The 23,035-nt window shown below is 68.7% G+C and carries 19 protein-coding genes; 17 read left to right on the top strand and 2 right to left on the bottom strand.

Going from position 1 to position 23,035, the window contains the following annotated elements:
- Positions 1-206: 206 nt before the first annotated feature.
- From rodA to AVCA_RS03880, 8 genes are all read left to right on the top strand, one after another.
- Positions 207-1,355: a rod shape-determining protein RodA gene (gene rodA / locus AVCA_RS03845; RefSeq protein WP_012699510.1), complete on the top strand. Its 1,149-nt coding sequence runs from the start codon at positions 207-209 to the stop codon at positions 1,353-1,355.
- Positions 1,356-1,369: 14 nt separating this feature from the next.
- Positions 1,370-2,398: a lytic murein transglycosylase B gene (gene mltB / locus AVCA_RS03850; protein ID WP_012699511.1), complete on the top strand. Its 1,029-nt coding sequence runs from the start codon at positions 1,370-1,372 to the stop codon at positions 2,396-2,398.
- A complete protein-coding gene (locus tag AVCA_RS03855) occupies positions 2,395-3,372 on the top strand; it encodes a septal ring lytic transglycosylase RlpA family protein (RefSeq protein ID WP_012699512.1) in 978 nt (325 codons plus the stop codon). Before mltB ends, AVCA_RS03855 begins: the two co-directional genes overlap by 4 nt.
- 62 nt (positions 3,373-3,434) lie before the next feature.
- Positions 3,435-4,649: a D-alanyl-D-alanine carboxypeptidase family protein gene (locus AVCA_RS03860; protein ID WP_012699513.1), complete on the top strand. Its 1,215-nt coding sequence runs from the start codon at positions 3,435-3,437 to the stop codon at positions 4,647-4,649.
- 70 nt (positions 4,650-4,719) lie between these two features.
- Entirely contained in the window at positions 4,720-4,998 is a 279-nt protein-coding gene (locus AVCA_RS03865; RefSeq protein ID WP_012699514.1) for a DUF493 domain-containing protein, read from the top strand.
- Positions 4,998-5,654 (top strand): lipoyl(octanoyl) transferase LipB, encoded by a 657-nt coding sequence (lipB, locus tag AVCA_RS03870; RefSeq protein WP_012699515.1) that lies wholly within the window; start codon positions 4,998-5,000, stop codon positions 5,652-5,654. Before AVCA_RS03865 ends, lipB begins: the two co-directional genes overlap by 1 nt.
- Positions 5,651-6,628, top strand: a complete 978-nt coding sequence (lipA, locus tag AVCA_RS03875) for a lipoyl synthase (protein WP_012699516.1) — start codon at positions 5,651-5,653, stop codon at positions 6,626-6,628. Before lipB ends, lipA begins: the two co-directional genes overlap by 4 nt.
- Positions 6,629-6,997: 369 nt before the next feature.
- Positions 6,998-8,794, top strand: a complete 1,797-nt coding sequence (locus tag AVCA_RS03880) for a thiamine pyrophosphate-requiring protein (RefSeq protein ID WP_012699518.1) — start codon at positions 6,998-7,000, stop codon at positions 8,792-8,794.
- 361 nt (positions 8,795-9,155) lie between these two features.
- Here the strand turns inward: AVCA_RS03880 and AVCA_RS03885 are convergent, their stop codons facing one another.
- The gene (locus tag AVCA_RS03885; protein WP_012699519.1) at positions 9,156-10,472 is read right to left on the bottom strand and encodes a lytic murein transglycosylase; all 1,317 of its coding nucleotides are present in this window, start codon (positions 10,470-10,472) and stop codon (positions 9,156-9,158) included.
- A gap of 162 nt (positions 10,473-10,634) precedes the next feature.
- Here AVCA_RS03885 and AVCA_RS03890 point away from each other — a divergent pair, with 162 nt between their 5' ends.
- Genes AVCA_RS03890 through AVCA_RS03905 form a run of 4 tightly spaced genes read left to right on the top strand, consistent with a single transcriptional unit; the run spans position 10,635 to position 16,849 of the window.
- A complete protein-coding gene (locus AVCA_RS03890; protein WP_236616344.1) occupies positions 10,635-11,027 on the top strand; it encodes a hypothetical protein in 393 nt (130 codons plus the stop codon).
- Between the two features lie 56 nt (positions 11,028-11,083).
- Entirely contained in the window at positions 11,084-12,358 is a 1,275-nt protein-coding gene (locus AVCA_RS03895) for a TolC family protein (RefSeq protein ID WP_012699522.1), read from the top strand.
- Complete coding sequence (locus AVCA_RS03900; protein ID WP_012699523.1) at positions 12,355-13,614, top strand: efflux RND transporter periplasmic adaptor subunit; 1,260 nt, start codon at positions 12,355-12,357, stop codon at positions 13,612-13,614. The genes AVCA_RS03895 and AVCA_RS03900 overlap by 4 nt, the downstream gene beginning before the upstream one ends.
- A gap of 10 nt (positions 13,615-13,624) precedes the next feature.
- Positions 13,625-16,849: an efflux RND transporter permease subunit gene (locus AVCA_RS03905; RefSeq protein ID WP_012699524.1), complete on the top strand. Its 3,225-nt coding sequence runs from the start codon at positions 13,625-13,627 to the stop codon at positions 16,847-16,849.
- A gap of 28 nt (positions 16,850-16,877) precedes the next feature.
- Here the strand turns inward: AVCA_RS03905 and AVCA_RS03910 are convergent, their stop codons facing one another.
- Positions 16,878-17,801 (bottom strand): LysR family transcriptional regulator, encoded by a 924-nt coding sequence (locus tag AVCA_RS03910; RefSeq protein ID WP_012699525.1) that lies wholly within the window; start codon positions 17,799-17,801, stop codon positions 16,878-16,880.
- A gap of 239 nt (positions 17,802-18,040) precedes the next feature.
- Here AVCA_RS03910 and AVCA_RS03915 point away from each other — a divergent pair, with 239 nt between their 5' ends.
- From AVCA_RS03915 to AVCA_RS03935, 5 genes are all read left to right on the top strand, one after another.
- Positions 18,041-19,000, top strand: a complete 960-nt coding sequence (locus AVCA_RS03915) for an AraC family transcriptional regulator (RefSeq protein ID WP_012699526.1) — start codon at positions 18,041-18,043, stop codon at positions 18,998-19,000.
- Positions 19,001-19,181: 181 nt separating this feature from the next.
- Positions 19,182-20,543: a benzoate 1,2-dioxygenase large subunit gene (gene benA, locus AVCA_RS03920; RefSeq protein ID WP_012699527.1), complete on the top strand. Its 1,362-nt coding sequence runs from the start codon at positions 19,182-19,184 to the stop codon at positions 20,541-20,543.
- A 2-nt stretch (positions 20,544-20,545) separates the two neighbouring features.
- A complete protein-coding gene (benB, locus tag AVCA_RS03925; protein ID WP_012699528.1) occupies positions 20,546-21,034 on the top strand; it encodes a benzoate 1,2-dioxygenase small subunit in 489 nt (162 codons plus the stop codon).
- A 106-nt stretch (positions 21,035-21,140) separates the two neighbouring features.
- Positions 21,141-22,151, top strand: coding sequence for a benzoate 1,2-dioxygenase electron transfer component BenC (gene benC / locus AVCA_RS03930; RefSeq protein ID WP_012699529.1), 1,011 nt, complete (start codon positions 21,141-21,143; stop codon positions 22,149-22,151).
- Between the two features lie 46 nt (positions 22,152-22,197).
- The gene (locus AVCA_RS03935) at positions 22,198-22,971 is read left to right on the top strand and encodes a 1,6-dihydroxycyclohexa-2,4-diene-1-carboxylate dehydrogenase (protein WP_012699530.1); all 774 of its coding nucleotides are present in this window, start codon (positions 22,198-22,200) and stop codon (positions 22,969-22,971) included.
- Positions 22,972-23,035 lie beyond the last annotated feature (64 nt).

Genomic DNA, 23,035 nt, shown 5'->3' on the forward strand with positions numbered 1-23,035 from the left:
GCGTAAAAACGCTCCCGGCGTTTTCGTGGTCGTTCCGAATGAACGACGAGCGACGCGGCGCGATGCCGAAGCAGGCCCGTCCCGCCGGATCGCGCCGGAAATGGAGCCATACGGCGTTGCGGCCCTCGGCAAGGGAACGACCATTGTCCGCAGGTTGCGCCTACCCGGCTCCGCTTCCGGCAGCAACGCAACCGGGGAGATGCTTGATGACAGGCCCTAGCTTCGATCGCACCCTGTCCGACGAGGACGTGCTGCGCCGTCGCGCCACCCTGCTGCAGCGTCTGCACATCGACGGCCCACTGCTGCTGCTGTTGCTGCTGCTCGCCGCCGGCAGCCTGTTCGTCCTCTATTCGGCCAGCGGCAGGAACCTCGACCTGCTGATGAGGCAGGCCAGTTCGTTCGGCCTCGGCCTGCTCGCCATGCTGGTCATTGCCCAACTGGAGGTGCGCTTCATCGCGCGCTGGGTGCCGCTGGCCTACGTCCTGGGGGTGATCCTGCTGTTGATCGTGGACGTGATGGGGCACAACGCCATGGGCGCCACCCGCTGGATCAACATTCCCGGAGTGATCCGCTTCCAACCCTCGGAGTTCATGAAGATCATCATGCCGGCGACCATCGCCTGGTATCTCGCCCGCAACAACCTGCCGCCGGGGCTCAGGCACACCGCCGTCACCCTGGCGCTGATCGGCATACCCTTCGTGCTGATCGTGCGCCAGCCGGATCTCGGCACCTCGCTCCTGATCCTCGCCTCCGGGGCCTTCGTGCTGTTCGTCGCCGGACTGCCCTGGCTGTGGATCACCGGCGCGGTGGCGGCCGTGGTGCCGGTCGCCGTGGGGATGTGGTACTTCGTCCTGCACGACTACCAGAAACAGCGCATCCATACCTTCCTCGATCCCGAGAGCGACCCTTTGGGCACCGGCTGGAACATCATCCAGTCGAAGGCGGCGATCGGCTCGGGCGGGGTGTTCGGCAAGGGTTGGCTGCTCGGCACCCAGTCGCACCTGGATTTTTTGCCGGAAAGCCATACGGACTTTATCATTGCCGTCCTGGCCGAGGAGTTCGGGCTGGTCGGCGCCTGTCTGCTGTTGCTGGTCTACCTGTTGCTGATCGCCCGCGGGCTGGTGATCACCGTGCAGGCGCAGACGCTGTTCGGCAAGCTCTGGGCCGGAGGTCTGACCATGACCTTCTTCGTTTATGTATTCGTCAACATCGGCATGGTCAGTGGCCTGTTGCCGGTGGTGGGCGTACCCCTGCCGTTCATTAGCTACGGTGGAACTTCACTGGTGACCCTGCTGTCAGGGTTCGGGGTTTTGATGTCGATCCACACCCATCGCAAATGGATCGCGCAAGTTTGAAGAGTAGCGGATCGATGCACATACGGCGTGGCCGGGTGGCCGGAACCCTGTCTTTGGCCAGCCTGGCGGGCTCCCTGGGGCTGAGCTGCGCGCTGCATGGCGGCGCGGCGCTGGCTGGCGATTACGCGGATTCACCGCAGGTCGACGAATTCATCGCGGAGATGACCCGCGACTATGGCTTCGCCAGCGAACAGTTGTTCGGTCTGTTCCGCGAGGCGCAGCGCAAGCAGCCGATCCTCGACGCCGTCTCGCGGCCGGCGGAGCGGGCCAAGCCATGGAAGGAATACCGGCCGATCTTCATCACCGAGGCCCGCGTGGCCCGCGGCCTGGATTTCTGGCGCGAGCACGAGGAGGCCCTGGCCCGCGCCGAACGGGAATACGGCGTGCCGGCCCAGGTGATAGTCGCGATCATCGGCGTGGAAACCTTCTACGGACGCAACACCGGCAACTACCGGGTGATCGACGCGCTGTCCACCCTGGGCTTCGACTACCCGCCGCGAGCGCCCTTCTTCCGCAAGGAGCTGCGCGAGTTCCTGCTGATGACCCGCGAGGAGCAGGTCGACCCGCTCACCCTGACCGGTTCCTACGCCGGCGCCATGGGGCTGCCGCAGTTCATGCCGAGCAGCTTCCGCGCCTATGCGGTGGACTTCGACAGCGACGGCCACATCGACATCTGGAAGAACCCGACCGACGCCATCGGCAGCGTCGCCAGCTATTTCAGGCACCACGGCTGGGTCGCCGGCGCGCCGGTGGCCAGCCGCGCCGATGTCGCGGGAACCGAGGCCGAAAAAGGCCTGTCCGCCGGGCTGGACCCGGCGATGAGCGTCGGCGAACTGCGCAGCCTCGGCTGGCGGAACCGCGACCCTCTCGACGATGGCCTGCCGGTCACCGCCTTCCGCCTGGAAGGCGCCGACGGCGACGAGTACTGGATGGGGCTGCCGAACTTCTACACCATCACCCGCTACAACCGCAGCGTGATGTACGCCATGGCGGTGTACCAGCTCTCCGATCTGCTGCTCCAGGCGCGGAGCGGCCGCCGATGACGAGCCGTGCTGCCCTGTCGATCCGTCTGCTCCTGCTCGGCGGCCTGGCGCTGCTGGTCAGTTGCTCCAGCACGTCGCCGGAGCGCGGCGCGGCGTCGTCCGGGGCCAAACCGAGCCAGCCGCGTCCGCTCAAGGACGGTGCGCCCTGGTGGGACGTCGACGTCTCGAAGATTCCCGACGCGGTGCCCACGCCTCACTACGGGCCGGTCAAGGCCAACCCCTACACGGTGCTGGGCAAGACCTACTATCCGATGAACGACGGCCGCCGCTACAAGGCCACCGGTACCGCCTCCTGGTACGGCACCAAGTTCCACGGACAGGCCACCGCCAACGGCGAGCTCTACGATCTCTACGGGATGAGCGCGGCGCACAAGACCCTGCCGCTGCCCAGTTATGTCCGGGTGACCAACCTGGACAACCAGAAAAGCGTGATCCTGCGGGTCAACGACCGCGGTCCCTTCTATTCGGAGCGGATCATCGACCTGTCCTTCGCCGCGGCGAAGAAGCTCGGCTATGCCGAGACCGGCACCGCGCGGGTCAGCGTGGAGGGCATCGATCCGGAAGAGTGGCTGGCCCAGCAGGGTCGCAAGCCGCCGCTGGCGCCGACCCGGCCGCCGCTGGCCGAGGCGCGACCGGCGGCGCAGCCGATCGAGGAGTACTCGCCGCCGCCCACGCAACATGCGGCCCCCGTTTTGCCCGTGGCGGTCGCCGCCGGTCCGGCCGTCGCCGCGCCGGACGCCGGGCTGTACCTGCAGGTCGGCGCCTTCGCCAATCCGGATGCGGCGGAGCTGCTCAAGGACAAGCTCAGCCGGATCAGTTCCACCCCGGTGTTCGTCAGCCCGGTGGTGCGCGACCGGCAGACCTTCCACCGTGTGCGTCTGGGCCCGATCGGCAGCCAGGACGAGGCGCGCCGGCTGCAGGACAGCGTGCGCCTGGCCAGACTCGGCCAGCCGACCCTGGTCAGGCCCGATTGAGACCAGGCCCCTCTCCATAGCCCGAAAGGGTGTGTTCGACCAGCCAACGACCCCGAGGAACGATGAAAACCACCCGACTTGTGCAACGCCTTTTCCTGGCCCTCCTGATCGGCGTGCCGAGCGCCTGGGCCGCCGAGCCCCAGCCCCAGCCCCAGCCCCAGCCTACACCGGCCCCGGCGCGGGCCGCGGAGCCGCAGGCCATTCCGGCGCCGCCGCAACTGGCCTCCACCGCCTACCTGCTGATGGACGCCGCCAGCGGCCAGGTGCTGATCGAGAGCAACGGCGAGCAGCGCCTGCCGCCGGCCAGCCTGACCAAGCTGATGACCGCCTACATCGCCACCCTGGAGATCAAGCGCGGGCAGATCAAGGAAAGCGACCTGGTCACCGTCAGCGAGCGCGCCTGGCGCACCGGCGGTTCGCGGATGTTCATCCAGGTCGGCACCCAGGTGAGCGTCAGCGACCTGCTGCACGGCATCATCATCCAGTCCGGCAACGACTCCAGCGTGGCGCTGGCCGAGCACATCGCCGGCAGCGAGGACGCCTTCGCCGACATGATGAACGCCACCGCCCAGCGCCTCGGCCTGAGCAACACCCACTTCATGAACGCCACCGGCCTGCCGCATGCGGAGCACTATTCCTCGGCCCACGACATGGCCAGGCTGGCCCGCGCGATCATCTACGACGATCCGGCGCATTATGCGATCTACGCGCAGAAGGAGTTCTTCTGGAACAACATCAAGCAGCCGAACCGCAACCTGCTGCTGTGGCGCGACAAGACCGTGGACGGCCTGAAGACCGGCCACACCGAGGAGGCCGGCTACTGCCTGGTGGCTTCCGCGGTACGCGACGGCCAGCGGCTGATCGCCGTGGTGTTCGGCACCAAGAGCGAACAGGCGCGCGCCGCCGAAACCCAGAAGCTGCTGACCTACGGCTTCCGCTTCTTCGAGACCCAGACTTTCTTCCAGAAGAACGTCGAACTGGCCCGTTCGCCGGTGTGGAAAGGCGCCAGCAACGAGGTCAGGATCGGCCTGGCCGAGGATTTGACCCTGACCATGCCGCGCGGCCAGCTCAAGCAACTGACCACCACCAGCGCCTTCGAGCCGCAACTGATCGCGCCGATCCAGCAGGGCGCCGTGGTCGGCAAGGTCGAGGTCCGGTTGGGCGAGCAGGTGTTGCGCAGCGCCGATCTGGTGGCCCTGGATGCCGTCGAGGAGGGTGGTTTGTTCCGTCGTCTATGGGATAGCATCCGCCTGTTCTTCTACAGTTTGTTCAACTGAACCTCGACCGACCGCCGCCCGCCGTTTCCGGCGGGTGGCCGTCCCCGCGGGCCGACCGTCCGCTGCCGCCATGACCGATACCGACGTACAAGCTCCGAAAATCGAATTTCCCTGCGAGCGCTACCCGATCAAGGTGATCGGCGATGCCGGCGAGGGCTTCGCCGACCTGGTCGTCGAAGTGATCCAGCGGCATGCGCCCGACCTGGACAGTTCCACCCTGAGGTTGCGCGACAGCCGCAACGGACGCTTCCTCTCGGTGCAGGTGCTGATCACCGCCACCGGCGTCGAGCAACTGCAGGCCATCCACCTCGACCTGCGCGCCACCGGGCGCGTGCACATGGTGCTCTGATGACGGCAGTGATCGGTGTCCGCGAACTGGGCCTGCTCGACTACCTGCCGGCCTGGCAGGCGATGCAGCGCTTCACCGGCCAGCGGGGGGCGCAGACGCCCGACGAACTCTGGCTGCTCGAGCATCCCCCGGTGTTCACCCAGGGCCAGGCCGGCAAGGCCGAGCACCTGCTGTTCCCCGGCGACATCCCGGTGGTGCAGGTGGACCGCGGCGGCCAGGTGACCTACCACGGCCCCGGCCAGTTGGTCGGCTACCTGCTGCTGGACGTGCGCCGTTCGGGGATGGGCGTGCGCGAGCTGGTCAGCCGCATCGAGCGCAGCCTGATCGAGCTGCTCGCCGGCTACGATGTGGAGGCCCATGCCAGGCCGGACGCACCGGGGGTCTATGTCGGCGAGATGAAGATCGCCTCCCTCGGCCTGCGCATCCGCAACGGCCGCTCCTTCCATGGACTGGCGCTGAACGTGGACATGGACCTGGCGCCCTTCCAGCGCATCAACCCCTGCGGCTATGCCGGCATGCTCATGACACAACTCAAGGATCAGGCCCGCGGGCCGGTCGAATTCGCCGAGGTGCGCAGCCGCCTGCGTGCACAGCTCGCTGCGCAGCTCGGTTACGCTGAAGCGAAGACCCTTACGGGCGGGATCGAAAGCATATGAGTACGACGGAAACCACGGGCAAGAGCCCGGCCAAGGTCGAAACCGGAGTCAAGCTGCGCGGCGCGGAGAAGGTCGCCCGCATCCCGGTGAAAGTCATTCCGACCGAGGAACTGCCGCGCAAGCCGGACTGGATCCGCGTGCGCATGCCGGCTTCCCCCGAGGTCGAGCGGATCAAGCAACTGCTGCGCCAGCACAAGCTGCACAGCGTCTGCGAGGAAGCCTCCTGCCCGAACCTCGGCGAATGCTTCGCCGGCGGCACCGCGACCTTCATGATCATGGGCGACATCTGCACCCGCCGCTGCCCGTTCTGCGACGTCGGTCACGGCCGCCCGAACCCGCTCGACCCCGACGAGCCGAAGAACCTCGCCGTCGCCGTCGCCGACCTGCGCCTGAAGTACGTGGTGATCACCTCGGTGGACCGCGACGATCTGCGCGACGGTGGCGCCCAGCACTTCGCCGACTGCCTGCGCGAGATCCGCCGGCTGAGTCCCGGCACCCAGCTGGAAACCCTGGTGCCGGACTATCGCGGACGCATGGAGATCGCCCTCGACATCACCGCGGCCGAACCGCCGGACGTGTTCAACCACAACCTGGAAACCGTGCCGCGCCTGTACAAGGCCTCGCGTCCGGGGGCGGACTTCGAATGGTCGCTGGACCTGCTGGAAGCTTTCAAGAAGCGCGTACCGGCTGTGCCGACCAAGTCCGGGCTGATGCTCGGCCTCGGCGAAACCGACGAGGAAGTGATCGAGGTGATGAAGCGCATGCGCGAGCACGAGATCGACATGCTCACCCTCGGCCAGTACCTGCAGCCCTCGCGCAACCACCTGGCGGTGCAGCGCTTCGTCCATCCCGACACCTTCGCCTGGTTCGCCGAAGAGGGCGAGAGGATGGGCTTCAAGAACGTCACCTCCGGCCCGCTGGTGCGTTCCTCCTACCACGCCGACCAGCAGGCCCACGGCGCGAAAGGCGACTGATCGTCCGCCGCGTGGGAGGTCCCGAACGGGGCCTCTCCGCGCCTCGGGGCAGAACGTTCCCGCCCCGGCCCCATGCTCTCCATGCCTGGCGCGGAGCCCTCGGCAGCCGCCCGCCGGAAAACACGAATCTTTTTCGCCACCCTCGGTCAAGACCTGAGTGTCCCGAGGCCGGAGTCCGTCCAGCGTTCGACCGCTCGACCCGGATCGCGGCTTCCCGGCCGCGTGCCGCCCGCGCCCGCGTGGCGGACGGTCCGGGGCACTGGATATCGGACTCCGGTCGCGGCACTCCGCTCGCATGCTTTCGCGCCCGATGGGAGTCCGCCGTGCCGGTCGGTCCGGATTTCGGACTCTCATCCAGCGAGGTTTGCCATGGCAACGACAGTCGGTGACTTTCTGGTCGAGCGCCTGTACCAGTGGGGTGTGCGACGCATCTACGGCTATCCTGGCGACGGCATCAACGGGGTGTTCGGCGCCCTGAGCCGTGCCCGGGAGAAGATCCGCTTCATCCAGGTCCGCCACGAGGAAATGGCCGCCTTCATGGCTTCGGCGGAGGCCAAGTTCGGCGGCGGCCTGGGCGTCTGCATCGCCACCTCGGGACCCGGCGCCTCGCACCTGATCACGGGGCTCTACGATGCCCGCCTGGACCACATGCCGGTGCTGGCGATCGCCGGCCAGCAGGCGCGCACCGCCATGGGCGGGCACTATCAGCAGGAGGTGGACCTGGTGTCGATGCTCAAGGACGTGGCGGGAGCCTTCGTCCAGCAGGCCAGTGCGCCGGAGCAGGTGCGCCATCTGGTCGACCGGGCGATCCGCACCGCGCTGGGCGAGCGCCGGGTGACCGCCATTGTTTTGCCCAACGACCTGCAGGAGATGGACTACAGCGAGCCGCCGCACGCGCACGGTACCCTGCACTCCGGCATCGGCTACAGCCGCCCCAGGAAGCTGCCCTACGACGAGGACCTGCAGCGCGCCGCCGAAGTGCTCAATGCCGGCAGCAAGGTCGCCATCCTGGTCGGCGCCGGTGCCCTGGGGGCCAGCGACGAGGTCATCCAGGTCGCCGAAAGGCTCGGCGCCGGCGTGGCCAAGGCGCTGCTCGGCAAGGCGGCGCTGCCCGACGAACTGCCCTGGGTCACCGGCTCCATCGGCCTGCTCGGCACCGAGCCGAGCTACAAGCTGATGAGCGAATGCGACACGCTGCTGATGATCGGCTCCGGCTTTCCCTATTCCGAATTCCTGCCCAGGGAGGGCCAGGCGCGTGGCGTGCAGATCGACCTCAAGGCCGACATGCTCGGCCTGCGCTACCCGATGGAGGTCAACCTGGAGGGCGACGCCGCCGAAACCCTGCGCGCCCTGCTGCCGCTGCTGCTGGAAAAGGAGGATCGCCGCTGGCGCGCCGACATCGAGGAGTGGCGCGGCGACTGGGAGAAGAAGCTCGAGCGCCGCGCCCTGGCCTCGGCCAAGCCGATCAACCCGCAGCGGGTGGTCTTCGAACTGTCGCCGCGCCTGCCCGAGCGGGCCGTCGTCACCTGCGACTCCGGCTCCTGCGCCAACTGGTTCGCCCGCGACCTGAAAATCCGCCGTGGCATGATGTGCTCGCTGTCCGGCGGTCTGGCCTCCATGGGCGCCGCCGTGCCCTATGCCATCGCCGCCAAGTTCGTCCATCCGGAGCGCGCGGTGGTGGCCCTGGTCGGCGACGGCGCCATGCAGATGAACAACATGGCCGAACTGATCACCGTCGCCAAGTATTGGCGGGAATGGCGGGACCCGCGCTGGATCTGCTGCGTATTCAACAACGAGGACCTCAACCAGGTCAGCTGGGAGCAGCGGGTCATGGCGGGCGACCCGAAATTCGAGGCTTCGCAGGACATTCCCGACGTGCCCTATCACCGTTTCGCCGAATCCATCGGCCTCAGGGGCATTTACGTCGACCGCGAGGATCTCGTCGCCGCCGCCTGGGAGGAAGCCCTGGCCGCCGACCGGCCGGTGCTGATCGAGTTCAAGACCGACCCCGACGTGCCGCCGCTGCCGCCGCACATCACGCTCGAGCAAGCCGGGAAATTCGCCGGCACCTTGCTGTGGGGCGACCCGAACCAGGCCGGCATCATCGCCCAGACTGCCAAGCAGGTGCTCGGCAGCGTCCTGCCCGGCCGTCACCGCGATGGCTGAGCGCTGGTGGGGCAGGAGCCTTCCAGAGCCGGCTTTTTCAAGGTTTCGCCCAGGGGAATGAGGCGATAGCGCTCTGACGGGAGCGAATTCATTCGCGATGTGCACGGCCCCAAGCTCCCACCTCTTGCCGACAAGCGGCCGAAGCCCTTGACGGGGCTGTCTTTCGGGTTCCGGGCGACCGCTCATCGCCTGGCCGGCCTGTCCTGGCGGGGGCGCGGGCATGGGCGTGGCCGAAGCTGTCCCGCGCCGACCGAGTGGCCGTCTTGTGCCGGGCCTGCCTCGCCAAAGCGGCCCGGACAAGGAGCGTGTTGCGCCCTGTGGAGCCGCTCTACCGGGGAGAAGGACTACCCGGGCCGGCGCTTCACTGCTGGCGCAGGGCCTTGAGCAGTTCGCTGGTCGGATAGCCGTCGGCCGGCCAGCCGAGGCGCTGCTGGAGGCTGCGCACCGCCTTGCGGGTATTGGCGCCGATGATGCCGTCGGCGCTGCCGGGGTCGAAGCCGTTGCTGGCCAGCAGGTTCTGCAGCTCGATGCGTTCGCTGCGGCTCAGCGGCGTGTCGCCCAGCGGCCAGGCGGCGACGATCTGCCCGCGGTTCTGGAAGCGTTCGCCGAGCAGCCCGATGGCCAGCGCGTAGGAGGTGGAGTTGTTGTACTTGAGCACGCTGCGGAAGTTGTCCAGCACCAGGAAGGCCGGGCCGCGATGCCCGGCGGGCAGCAGCAGGCTGGCCTGCTCGCCGTCCTGGACGGCGGTGGTGGGCAGGGCCACGCCCGACTGGCGCCATTCGTGCAGCGACTTGCGGGTGGTCATGTCGGCCAGGGCATAGTCGAAGCCCTGCGGCAGCCGCACCTCGAACCCCCAGGGCTGGCCCCGGCGCCAGCCGGAGGCCTGCAGGTAGTGGGCGGTGGAGGCCAGGGCGTCGGCGGTCGAGTCCCAGATGTCGCGGCGTCCGTCGCCGTCGAAGTCGACCGCATGGCTGAGGTAGGTGGTCGGGATGAACTGGGTCTGGCCCATGGCGCCGGCCCAGGAACCGATCATCCGTTCCGGCCGCACGTCGCCGTTCTGCAGGATCGACAGGGCGGCCAGCAACTGGTCGTGGGCGAACTGCGGGCGGCGCCCCTCGAAGGCCAGGGTGGCCAGCGAGCGGATCACCGACTTGCTGCCCATCACCTGGCCGAAGTTGCTTTCCATGCCCCAGACCGCCACCAGTGCCTGGCGGTCGACGCCATAGCGCGCCTCGATCCGCTCCAGCAGCGCGGTGTGCTGGCTCAGCAGGGTCTTGCCGCTGCGCACCCGCTTCTCGGCCAGGGCGCCTTCCAGGTAGGTCCAGACCGGCCGGGTGAATTCCGGCTGGCTGCGGTCCGCGGAGATCACCGTGGGATCGGGGGCGACGCCGGCGAACGCCTGGTCGAAGAGCTGCGGCTGGATGCCGTTGGCCAATGCCTCGTTGCGGAAGCCGTCGCGCCAGTCCTCGAAGCTCGCGGCGACGGGCGTCGCGGCCGGGAGAGCGGGAGGGGCGGCGACCGTCGGCGCCGTGGCTGTGCCGGGGGTGGCCGGAGGCGGCGCGACGACCGCCGGGGCGGAGTCGGCCGTGGGAGTGTCGACGCAGGCGGTCAGCAGGACCAGTGCGCTGCCGGCGATCAACTGGCGGAGGATCTGGCCGTGGGCCGGGGTGCGGAGCATCGGTACATCTCGGAAAGCTACGATCGAGCGGCGACCATAGCATGCCGGGGCAGGCTTGTCCGCCCGGACCGTCGGGAGGGGCGCGCCCCGGTTGCGCCGTACCGCTGGCGCGTGTAGGGTGGGCGCGCTCGCCGCCAGCGGATTGCCCAGGTCCTCGCCGCCATGTCCGGTTCTTCCCGCCATCGTCCCGTGTTCGTGCCGTGCCTCGCCGCACTGGCGCTGCTGCTGGCCATGTCGCTGATGCCGGTATTGACCTCGCTCGGCGAACTCCACGATCTTTCCCATGCGCCGTTCGGCGCGCATGCCGATCTCGGGCTCGTCTCCGCTCAGGACGGCGATCCGGGTGCCCACGCCCGGGCGGATGGAGAGAACGGCGACGCCTTCCATGCGCTGCTCCATTCCGCCCATTGCGCCGGGCATGTCGCACAGTTGGCTTTGGCCGCCTTCCCGCGCCTGACCGTGGTTCCGGCGGGGGCCGCCCGGGGCCGGGACGAAACGCCGCTGCTGCCCGCATCGCCCCTCAACGCTCCCTTCCGACCGCCGATCGCCGCGTAAGCCTCCGCCGGCCCATGGCCGGGGTTCCCTTACCCTGATTCGATCGGAGTCTTCACATGCGTTCACGATTCGCGACGCTCGCCGTCTGGGTCGCGGTGTCCGCCGCGGCCTGGCCCGCGCTCGGCGCCGAGCGTCTTTCCCTGGACGACGCCTTCGCCCGCGTCGCCACCAACCATCCCGAGTTGCGTCTGTTCGACAGCCGTGGCGCGCTGCTCGCCGCCGAGCGCGAGCGGGCCGCCCTGCGCCCGGCGCTGGTCGCCGGCGCCACCCTGGAAAACGCCTTCGGCAGCGGCGAGGCGCGCGGCCTGCAGGGCGCCGAGCTGACCCTCACGCTGGCCTCGGTGCTGGAGCGCGGCGGCAAGCTCGATGCGCGCCAGACCCTGGCCCGCAGCCGCATCGACGCCCTGGCGGTCGAGCGCGAAGCGCGGCGCCTGGATCTGCTGGCCGAAGTGGCCCGGCGCTATCTGGCCATGGTCGCCGCCTGCCGCCAGGGCGAGATCGCCGAGCAGGACATCGCCCAGCGCCAGCGTACCCTGGCCGGGGCGCGCCGGCGCCTGCAGGCCGGCGCCTCGCCGGAGTCGGTGGTGTTCAGCGCCGAGGCGGCGCTGGCCCGCGCCGAGCTGGAGAAGGCCCGCGCGCGGCAGCGTTTCGAGGCCGCGCGCCAGTATCTGGCGGCGCTCTGGGGCGAGCGCGATCCGCGTTTCGAAATCGCCGCCGGCGACCCCGCGGCCTTGCCGGAGATCGCCGACTTCGCCGCCCTGGGCGCACTGCTCGAAGACAGCCCGGAACTGACCCAGTTCGTCGGCGAGCGGCGCATCCGCGAGGCGCGCCTGCAACTGGCGCGCAGCCAGGCGACGGCGGATCTGAGCTGGCAGGCCGGCGTGCGCCGCCTCGAGGCGAGCGACGATTTCGGCATGGTCGGCACCCTGTCGCTGCCGCTGGGGGAGACGCGCCGCGCCGCGCCGGAAATCCGCGCCGCCGAGGCTGAGCTGGGCGCGCTGGAGATCGAGCGCGAGGCGCGCGAGCTGTCGCTGCACTCCACCCTGGCCGAGGCCCACGGCCGCTATCGCGCCGCGCAACTCGAAGTGCGCCGCCTGGGGGACGAGGTGATCCCTCTGCTGTCGCGCGCCGAGGGCGCCGCCGAGCGAGCCTATCGCGCCGGCGCCATCAGTTACCTGGAGTGGGCCCAACTGCAATCCGAGCGGACCGCCGCCCGCCGCCAGCAGCTCGACGCCGCGCTCGACGCCCAGCGCACCCTCATCGAAATCCAGCGGCTCACCGGCCAGCCCCTGATCGCCGGCCAGCCCACCGACAAAGGAAACACCCCGTGAAAACATCCTTCCTGGCCGGCCTGCCGCTGGCCCTGATCCTGGCGCTGGCCGGCTGCGACGGCCAGCCGGCGGGCGAGTCCGCCCAGCACGAACATGCCGGCGAACACGAAGAGCATGACGAGCCGCCCAAGGGCGAACACGGCGGCCGCCTGCTCGAAGAGGGCGCGCTGGCCGTCGAGCTGGCCATCGCCGAAAAAGGCACGCCGCCGAAGTACCAGGCCTGGCTGTACCGCGATGGCCGGTTGCTGCCGGCCTCGGCCGGCAGCGTCGAGGTGCGTCTCGAACGCCTCGGCGGGCGTCCCGAGAATCACCGGCTGGAAGCCCGGGCCGATGGCAGCCTGATGGCTTCCAGCGTGGTCGGCGAGCCGCACTCCTTCGACGTCGAGGTACTCGCCAGCATCGAAGGCCAGGCGCTGCGCTGGAGCTACCCGAGCTACGAGGGGCGCACCGAGATCGAGCGGGCCGTCGCCGAGGAAGCCGGCATCCGCGTGGCGCCGGCCGGTCCCGGCGAGATCGCCGACGCCCACGAGGTGCAGGGGCTGCTGACCCCGGTCGAGGGCAGGATCGCCAAGGTCATGGCGCGCTTTCCCGGACCGATCCGCCGCCTCGCGGTGGATGTCGGCGACCGGGTCCGCGCCGGACAGACCCTGGCCAGCGTGGAGAGCAACCTGAGCCTGACCGAGTATGCGGTGAGCGCGCCGATCTCCGGCGTGGTGCTGGTGCGCAATGCCAGCCTCGGCGCCCTGGCCGGCGAGGGCGCGCCCCTGTTCGAGATCGCCGACCTGTCGACCTTGTGGGTCGATCTGCACCTGTTCGGCGCCGATGCCCAGTACATCCGCCCCGGCCTGCCCGTCGAGGTGACCCGCCTGAGCGACGGCGCCAGCGCGCGCAGCGTCCTCGAGCGCGTGCTGCCCGGCACCGCGACCGCCAGCCAGAGCACCGTGGCGCGCGCCAGCCTGGCCAACGCCGACGGCTTCTGGCGTCCCGGCTCGGCGGTCAAGGCGCGCATCGTCGTCGCCCGCCAGCCGGCCGCGCTGGTCGTGCCGCTGGCGGCGCTGCAGAGCTTCCGCGACTGGCAGGTGGTGTTCGTCCGCGTCGGCGACACCTACGAGGTGCGCCCGGTCGAGCTGGGCAAGCGCGACGCCGAGCGGATCGAGGTGCTCTCGGGAATCGAGCCGGGCGACCAGGTGGTGGTCGAGCAGAGTTATCTGGTGAAGGCGGACATCGAGAAGTCCGGCGCTTCCCACGACCATTGAGGATGCCGCGATGCTCGAGAACATCATCCGTTTCGCCATCGTCCAGCGCTGGCTGATGCTCGCCCTCACCCTGGCCCTGGCGGGCCTGGGCGGCTGGAGCTTCACCAGGCTGCCGATCGACGTCACACCGGACATCACCAACGTCCAGGTGCAGATCAACACCGAGGCTCCGGGCTACTCGCCGCTGGAGGCCGAACAGCGCGTGACCTTCCCCATCGAGACCGCGCTGGCCGGCCTGCCGGGCCTCGACTACACGCGCTCGATCTCGCGCTACGGCCTGTCGCAGGTCACCGTGGTGTTCAAGGACGGCACCGACCTGTACTTCGCCCGCCAGCAGGTCGGCGAGCGCCTGCAGCAGGTGCGCGCGCAACTGCCGGCCGGCCTCGAGCCGGCCATGGGGCCGATCGCCAGCGGCATGGGCGAGATCTTCATGTACACGCTCGATGCCGACCCCGGTGCGCGCAAGCCCGATGGCACGCCCTGGAGCGCCACCGACCTGCGCACCCTGCAGGATTGGGTGGTGCGCCCGCAACTGCGCAACACCCCCGGCGTCACCGAGGTCAACACCATCGGCGGCTTCGCCCGGCAGATCCACATCACCCCCGACCCGGCCAGGCTGGTCGCCCTGGGCTTCACACTGCAGGACGTGGTCCGCGCGGTGGCGGCGAACAACCGCAATCTCGGCGCCGGCTACATCGAGCGTAACGGCCAGCAGTTCCTGGTCCGCGCGCCCGGACAGATCGCCGACCTCGATGCCCTGCGCGACATCGTGCTGGATCGCCGCGAAGGCGTGCCGATCCGCGTGCGTGACGTGGCCGAGGTGGGCGAGGGGCCGGAGCTGCGCAACGGCGCGGCCACCCAGAATGGCCGCGAGGTGGTGCTGGGCACGGTGTTCATGCTGATCGGCGCCAACAGCCGCGAGGTCGCCCAGGCCTCGGCGGAGAGGCTGGCCCAGGCCAGCCTGAGCCTGCCGCCCGGGGTCAGCGCCAACCCGGTCTACGACCGCACCCGGCTGGTCGAGCGCACCATCGAGACGGTGGCCAGGAACCTGGCCGAGGGCGCGCTGCTGGTGATCGTGGTGCTGTTCCTGCTGCTCGGCAACTTCCGCGCGGCGCTGATCACCGCCCTGGTGATCCCGCTGTCCATGCTGCTCACCGTCACCGGCATGCTGCGCGGCGGGGTATCGGGCAACCTGATGAGCCTGGGCGCGCTGGACTTCGGCCTGATCGTCGACGGCGCGGTGATCATCATCGAGAACTGTCTGCGCCGCTTCGGAATGCTGCAGCAGGCGCTGGGCCGGCCGATGAGCGACGGCGAGCGGCTGGATGCCGCGGCCTCGGCCAGCGCCGAGGTGATCCGCCCGAGCCTGTTCGGCCTGGGCATCATCACCGCCGTCTACCTGCCGATCCTCACGCTCACCGGGGTCGAGGGACGGATGTTCCAGCCGATGGCGATCACCGTGGTGCTGGCCCTGAGCGGCGCCATGCTGCTGTCGCTGACCTTCGTGCCGGCGGCCATCGCGCTGTTCTTGCGCGGCCGCGTGGCCGAGCACGACACCCGCCTGATGCGCTGGGCGCGGCGCGGCTACGCGCCGCTGCTGGGCTGGTCGCTGCGCCGGCGCGGCTGGCTGATCGCCATGGCGCTGGCGCTGGTCGCCGCCTGCGCGGCGCTCGCCGGCCGGCTGGGCAGCGAGTTCGTGCCGAGCCTCGACGAGGGCGACATCGCCCTGCACGCGCTGCGCATTCCCGGCACCAGCCTGGACCAGGCGATCCGCATGCAGGCGACCCTGGAGACGCGCATCAAGCAGTTCCCCGAGGTCGAGCGGGTGTTCGGCAAGCTCGGCACCGCCGAGGTGGCCACCGACCCGATGCCGCCCTCGGTGGCCGATACCTTCCTGATCCTCAAGCCGCGCGAACAGTGGCCCGATCCACGCAAGCCCAAGGCCGAACTGATCGCCGAGATCGAGGCGGCGGTCAAGCGCCTGCCGGGCAACAACTACGAGTTCACCCAACCGATCCAGATGCGCATGAACGAGCTGATCTCGGGGGTGCGCGCCGACGTGGCGATCAAGCTCTACGGCGACGACCTGGAGCAACTGGTGGCGGTCGGCCGGCAGATCGAACGCGCCGCCAGGGCAGTGCCGGGCGCGGCCGACGTCAAGCTGGAGCAGGCCACCGGGCTGCCGCTGCTCAGCGTCACCCCCGACCGCCAGGCGCTGGCGCGCTACGGTCTCAATCCCGGCGCGGTGCAGGACACCCTGGCCACGGCGGTCGGCGGCGAGGTCGCCAGCCAGTTGTTCGAGGGCGACCGGCGCTTCGACATCGTGGTGCGCCTGCCCGAGCGCCTGCGCCAGGACCCGGCGGCGCTGGCCGACCTGCCGATCCCGCTCGGCGACGACCGCAACGCCGACGAGTCCAGCCGCGCCGCCGCCTGGCTGGCCGGCGCGCCGCAGACCGTGCCGCTGCGCGAGGTGGCGAGGCTGGAGATCCAGCAGGGGCCCAACCAGATCAACCGCGAGAACGGCAAGCGCCGGGTGGTGGTGACCGCCAACGTGCGCGGGCGCGACCTCGGCGGCTTCGTCGCCGAACTGCGCCGGCGGGTGGCCGCCGAGGTCGAGGTGCCGCCCGGCTACTGGATCGACTACGGCGGCACCTTCGAGCAGATGATCTCGGCCAGCCAGCGCCTGGCGATCGTGGTGCCGGCGACCCTGGCGCTGATCTTCGCCCTGCTGTTCTGGGCCTTCAATTCGGTGCGCGATGCGCTCATCGTGTTCAGCGGCGTGCCGCTGGCGCTGACCGGCGGAGTGATCGCCCTGGCGTTGCGCGGCATTCCGCTGTCGATCTCCGCCGGGGTCGGCTTCATCGCCCTGTCCGGGGTGGCGGTGCTCAACGGGCTGGTGATGATCGCCTCGGTGAGCCGCCTGCACGAGCGCGGCGCCGGGCTGGAAACGGCGATCGTCGAGGGCGCCCTCGGCCGCCTGCGCCCGGTGCTGATGACCGCCCTGGTCGCCTCGCTGGGCTTTTTGCCGATGGCCTTCAACGTCGGCGCCGGCTCCGAGGTGCAGCGGCCGCTGGCGACCGTGGTCATCGGCGGAATCCTTTCCTCGACCCTGTTGACCCTGGTGGTGCTGCCGGCGCTGTACCGCTGGCTGCACGCTGAAAAGGACGCGCCCGGACCGCGGCCGGAGGCACGCGCGGCCGTGCCGGCGCGCCGGCAGGAGGAGCCGAGCGCCTGAGCCTTCCGCGCCCGGCCCGGCGCCGTCCTCAGGACGTCTGCCGGTCGTCGGCCGCGGGCGCCGCCTCGAGGCTGGCGAGCTGGCGGACCGTGGCCAGGAAGGCGCGCAGGAGGGGCGAGCCGTCGCCCTTGCGGTACAGGCAGGCCAGCTCGATCTCGGCCTTGCCGCGGCAGCGCAGGGCGCGATACTCGACGCCCGGCAGGCGCAGGTTGACGGCGGAGCGGGGTACCACGCAGAGCCCCAGGCCGCCGGCCACCAGGGCGATGCTGGTGGTCACGTCGGTGACTTCCTGGGCCACCCTGGGCAGCGCATCGTAGTCGGCGAACAGCCGCCGCACATGGGTGGTCAGGCCGCGCCGCACGCCGCGCGGATAGAGGATGAAGGGCTCCTGCAACACCTCGCCCAGCTCGATGGCGTCGCGCGCCGCCAGCGGATGCTTGGCCGGCAGCGCCAGCATCAGCGCCTCCCGGCGCACCAGTTCCTGCTCGATGTCCGGCTCGCCCGGCACCAGGCGGTTGAAGCCGATGGTCAGGCGGCGCTCGCGCAGCGCCTGGATCTGCGCGTCCTTGTCCATCGGATGCAGGGAGATCTCCACGGCCGGATGGGTGCGGCCGAACTCCAGCAGCACCCGCGGGATGAAGTCGAGGATCGACGAGCCGAAGATGCCGATCACCAGGCTGCCCTTCTTGCCCTCGGCCAGCAGGCGCGACTCGTCGGCCGCGCGCTGCAACTGGGCGAGGATGTTCAGCGCCTGATGGTAGAAGGCCTGACCGGCATCGGTCAGCGCGACACGCTTGGAGTTGCGCTCCAGCAGCACGGCGGGAATGGCCTCCTCCAGTTGCTGGATCTGGCGGCTCAGGGCGGGCTGGGTGATGTAGAGCCGTTCGGCGGCGCGATTGAAGTTCAGTTCCTCGGCCACCGCCACGAAATACTTCAACTGCCTGATTTCCAAGGGATCACCATGCGGGACGGGAGGGAATGGCGATGCCGTTCAGGTATCGTTCGGTGATTGTATTCGATTGGACGGCATTGTCATGGCTGTTTATCTTCAACTTAGGTGGTGTGCCGGCATCCGGAGGGCGATCGGTAGAATCCCCCGCCAGGGACGGGGCGCGTCATGAAGAACGAGCCCGAAGCGGCGAAGCACCGCTCGGGTTTCATAAGAAAAACAATACCGAGAGGCCTTGAGTGATGGAGTTTTCCCTGCTGAAAGAAAAGAGCGTGGTCTTCAAAGGGGCCGATCCCCACGACGTTTCCGGCTATGTGAACCGGCATGTCGGTTCCCATTCCATCCGCCTGTCGCGGACCAGCCACCCCAGCGCCGACCTGAGCCATCGCAAGTTCGGCGATCTCGACCTTTGCCGGATCAGCTACGGCGGCACCGTCCGGGTGACCTCCGAAGCCCTGGAAACCATCTATCACCTGCAGATCCTGCTCAAGGGCCATTGCCTGTGGCGCGGCGCGCGAGGGCAGGAGCACCACTTCGTGCCGGGCGAACTGCTGCTGATCAATCCGGACGACCCGGTGGACCTGACCTATTCCCAGGACTGCGAGAAGTTCATCGTCAAGATGCCCGAGTCGCTGCTGGAGGCGGCCTGCGCCGAGAACCACTGGCAGCGGCCCGGCGAGGGTATCCGCTTCACCGCCAACCGGCACGGCCTCCAAGAGATCGGCGGCCTGCTCAACCTGCTCGGCCTGGTCTGCGAGGAGGCCGAATCCGGCGTCGCGCCGCCGCGCCTGCAGGAGCACTACGGGCGGATCATCGCCAACAAGCTGCTCTGCCTGCAGAACAACGTCCGCCGCGAACAGCCGGGCGGCGCCTCGGCGATCTTCGAGCGGATCGCCCACTTCATCGAGGAGAACCTCAAGCAGGACATCACCCTCGAACAACTGGCCGGGCTGGCGAACATCAGCCCGCGCTCGCTGTACGCGCTGTTCGAGAAGCACGCCAGGACCACGCCCAGGCACTACGTGCGGCAGAAGAAGCTCGAACGGATCAACGCCAGCCTGCGCGATCCCTCTGTGCCGGTGCGCAACATCACCGAAGTGGCGCTCGACTACGGCTTCCTGCACCTCGGGCGCTTCTCCGAATCCTACCGCAACGCCTTCGGCGAGCTGCCTTCGGACACCCTGAAGCGCCGCGCCTGCTGAGCCTTCCCCGCCGTCATCCGCGCCGCCCCGGTCCGCAGCCGGGGCGGCGCGTTCGTTTTCGCCGGACGTTCGTCCGTCGCCTTGCAAGGAGTGGATAAAGGTCCTGCAGGAAACGGATATTGCCCCTTCCCGTCGACTCTTAGCATGAGGCTCTGACACAAAAACAACGGAGCCGACGGCAATGACTCTTGGTATCGACGGGATCAACGGCTTGCTGGAAGAGGATCGCGAAAAGGGCCTCTATCGCTGCAAGCGGGACATGTTCATCGACCCGGAACTCTTCGAGCTGGAGATGAAGCACATCTTCGAGGGGAACTGGATCTACCTGGCCCACGAAAGCCAGATTCCCGAAAAGAACGACTACTACACCACCTACATCGGCCGCCAGCCGATCGTCATCGCCCGCAACAAGGACGGCGAGCTGAACGCCTTCATCAACGCCTGCAGCCATCGCGGCGCGGCGCTGTGCCGCTACAAGAGCGGCAACAAGGCCACCTATACCTGTCCCTTCCACGGTTGGACTTTCAACAATTCCGGCAAGCTGCTGAAAGTGAAGGACCCGTCGGACGCCGGCTACCCGGACAGCTTCAACTGCAACGGCTCGCACGACCTGCAGAAGATCGCCCGTTTCGAGTCCTACCGCGGTTTCCTGTTCGGCAGCCTGAGCGCCGAGGTCAAGCCGCTGGGCGAGTTCCTCGGCGAGTCGGCGAAGGTCATCGACATGGTGGTCGAGCAGTCGCCGGAGGGCCTGGAAGTGCTGCGTGGCGCCTCCACCTATGTGTTCGAGGGCAACTGGAAGGTGCAGGCGGAGAACGGCGCCGACGGTTACCACGTGACCGCCACCCACTGGAACTATGCCGCGACCCAGAACCAGCGCAAGCTCAAGGAGGCCGCTGACGGCATCCGCGCCATGAGCGCCGGCGGCTGGGGCAAGAAAGGCGGTGGCTTCTACGCCTTCGAGAACGGCCACATCCTGCTCTGGACCCGCTGGGATAACCCGGAAGACCGTCCGCTGTATCAGCGCCGCGACGAACTGGTCGAGGAATTCGGCCAGGCCCGCGCCGACTGGATGATCGGCCATTCGCGCAACCTCTGCCTCTACCCCAACCTCTACCTGATGGACCAGTTCGGTTCGCAGTTGCGCGTGCTCCGGCCGATCTCGGTCGACAAGACCGAGGTGACCATCTACTGCATCGCGCCCAAGGGCGAGAACGCCGAGGCTCGCGCCCATCGTATCCGCCAGTATGAAGATTTCTTCAACGTGACCGGCATGGCCACTCCGGACGACCTCGAGGAGTTCCGCGCCTGCCAGCAGGGCTTCCAGGGGCGCGCCATGGTCTGGAACGACATGTCGCGCGGGGCCGAGCACTGGATCGACGGGCCTGACGAGGACGCCAGGGAAATCGGTCTGTCACCGCTGATGAGCGGCGCGCGTCCGGAGGACGAAGGTCTCTACGTCGTGCAGCACCGCTACTGGTTGCAGTGCATGAATGAGGCGTTGAAGAAAGAGCAGGACAAGTCGATTCCGGTGGAGGGCAACTGATCATGAGCGCAACTTACGAAGCCGTACGCGACTTCCTCTACCGCGAAGCCCGCTACCTGGACGAGAAGGACTGGGACGGCTGGCTGGAGCAGTACGCGCCCGACTGCACCTTCTGGATGCCGACCTGGGACGACCGCGATGAACTGACCGAGGACCCGCAGAGCCAGATCTCGCTGATCTGGTATGGCAGCCGCAGCGGCCTGGAGGACCGGGTATTCCGCATCCGTACCGAGCGTTCCAGCGCGACCATTCCGGATACCCGCACCTCGCACAACATCGCCAACCTGGAAATCCTCGAAAAGACCGACGAGCTGTGCCGCCTGCGCTTCAACTGGCACACCCTGAGCTTCCGCTACAAGATCGTCGACCAGTTCTACGGCACCAGCTTCTACACCCTGGACATCCGCGGCGCGAACCCGCTGATCAAGGAGAAGAAGGTCGTGCTGAAGAACGACTACGTGCGTCACGTCCTCGACGTCTACCACGTCTGAGCCGAGCCCGAGGACCGCGCTCCGCCGGCGCCGCGCATGGCGGGACCCCGTGTCCCGCCCGCTGCCCGGTGGTCGCGCCAACCCAAGAATCAGAGCGGGGTGCCATATGTCATACAAGGTTGCGCTGAATTTCGAAGACGGGGTCACCCGTTTCATCGAGGTGGACAGTGGCGAAACCGTCGCCGACGCCTCCTACCGCCAGGGCATCAATATTCCGCTGGACTGCCGCGACGGAGCCTGTGGCGCCTGCAAGTGTCTTGCCGAGTCCGGTCGTTACGACCTGGGCGAAAACTACATCGAGGACGCACTGAGCGAGGAAGAGAAGGCCGCGGGCCTGGTGCTGACCTGCCAGATGCGTCCGGAAAGCGACTGCGTGCTGCGCATCCCGGCCTCCTCCGAAGTCTGCAAGACCGAACAGGCCAGCTACGCGGCGGTCATCAGCGACGTGCGCGCGCTTTCTCCCAGCGTGATTTCCCTGTCGATCAAGGGCGACTCGCTGGTCAGGCTGTCCTTCCTGCCGGGTCAGTACGTCAATCTCGAGGTGCCGGGCAGCGACCAGACCCGCGCCTATTCCTTCAGCTCGATGCCACACGATGGCGAGGTCAGCTTCCTGATCCGCAACGTGCCGGGCGGCCTGATGAGCGGCTACCTCAGCCAGCAGGCCAGGGCCGGCGACCCGATGACCCTGACCGGGCCGCTGGGCAGCTTCTACCTGCGCGAAATCCGCCGGCCGCTGCTGATGCTGGCCGGCGGCACCGGCCTGGCGCCTTTCACCGCCATGCTGGAGAAGATCGCCGAGGGGGGCAGCGCGCATCCCGTGCACCTGATCTACGGCGTCACCCACGACGCCGATCTGGTGGAAATGGACCGCCTGCAGGAGTTCGCCGCGCGCATTCCCGGTTTCACCTTCACCGCCTGCGTGGCCAGCCCGGAGAGCAGCTATCCGCACAAGGGCTACGTCACCCAGCACATCGAGCCACGCCACCTGAACGACGGCGAGGTGGATATCTACCTGTGCGGCCCGCCGCCGATGGTCGAGGCGGTCAACAAGTTCCTCCGCGAGCAGGGCATCCAGCCGGCCAATTTCCACTACGAGAAGTTCGCCGCCAGCGTCTGAGCCGCCGCCCCGTGCCCGCACGGGCGGCCCCAAGGATAAGAACGCCATGCATGAAAAACGTTTTCAAGACAGGGTCGCGGTGGTCACCGGCGCGGCCCAGGGCATCGGTCGGCGCGTCGCCGAGCGGCTGGTCGGCGAAGGCGCCCGGCTGGTCGCGGTGGACCGCTCCGAGCTGGTCCATGAACTGCGGGAGATGGGCAGCGACCGGGTACTGACCCTGACCGCCGACCTGGAGCGCTTCGCCGACTGCCAGCGGGTGATGACGGCGACGGTCGAGCGCTTCGGCTGTCTCGACATCCTGATCAACAACGTCGGCGGCACCATCTGGGCCAAGCCCTTCGAGCACTACGACGAAGCGCAGATCGAGGCCGAGGTGCGCCGTTCGCTGTTCCCCACCCTGTGGTGCTGCCGCGCGGCCCTGCCGCAGATGCTCGAACAGGGCCACGGGGCCATCGTCAACGTCTCCTCGATCGCCACCCGCGGGGTCAACCGGGTGCCCTACGGCGCAGCCAAGGGCGGCGTCAACGCGCTCACCGCCTGCCTGGCCTTCGAGACCGCCGAGCGCGGCATCCGCGTCAACGCCACCGCGCCCGGCGGCACCGAGGCGCCGCCGCGGCGCATTCCGCGCAATGCCGCCGAGCCGAGCGAGCAGGAGAGGACCTGGTACCAGCGGATCGTCGACCAGACCGTCGACAGCTCGCTGATGAAGCGCTACGGAACCATCGACGAACAGGTCGGGGCGATCCTCTTCCTGGCTTCCGACGAAGCCTCCTATATCACCGGTACGACCCTGCCGGTAGGCGGCGGCGACCTGGGTTGAGGCCGGCGTTCCGCCGCGGGGCGGTCCCCATCGGGCGGAGCGCCCACATGGTTTTGCGATTACA

This window comes from Azotobacter vinelandii CA, assembly GCF_000380335.1.
Taxonomy (GTDB): domain Bacteria; phylum Pseudomonadota; class Gammaproteobacteria; order Pseudomonadales; family Pseudomonadaceae; genus Azotobacter; species Azotobacter vinelandii.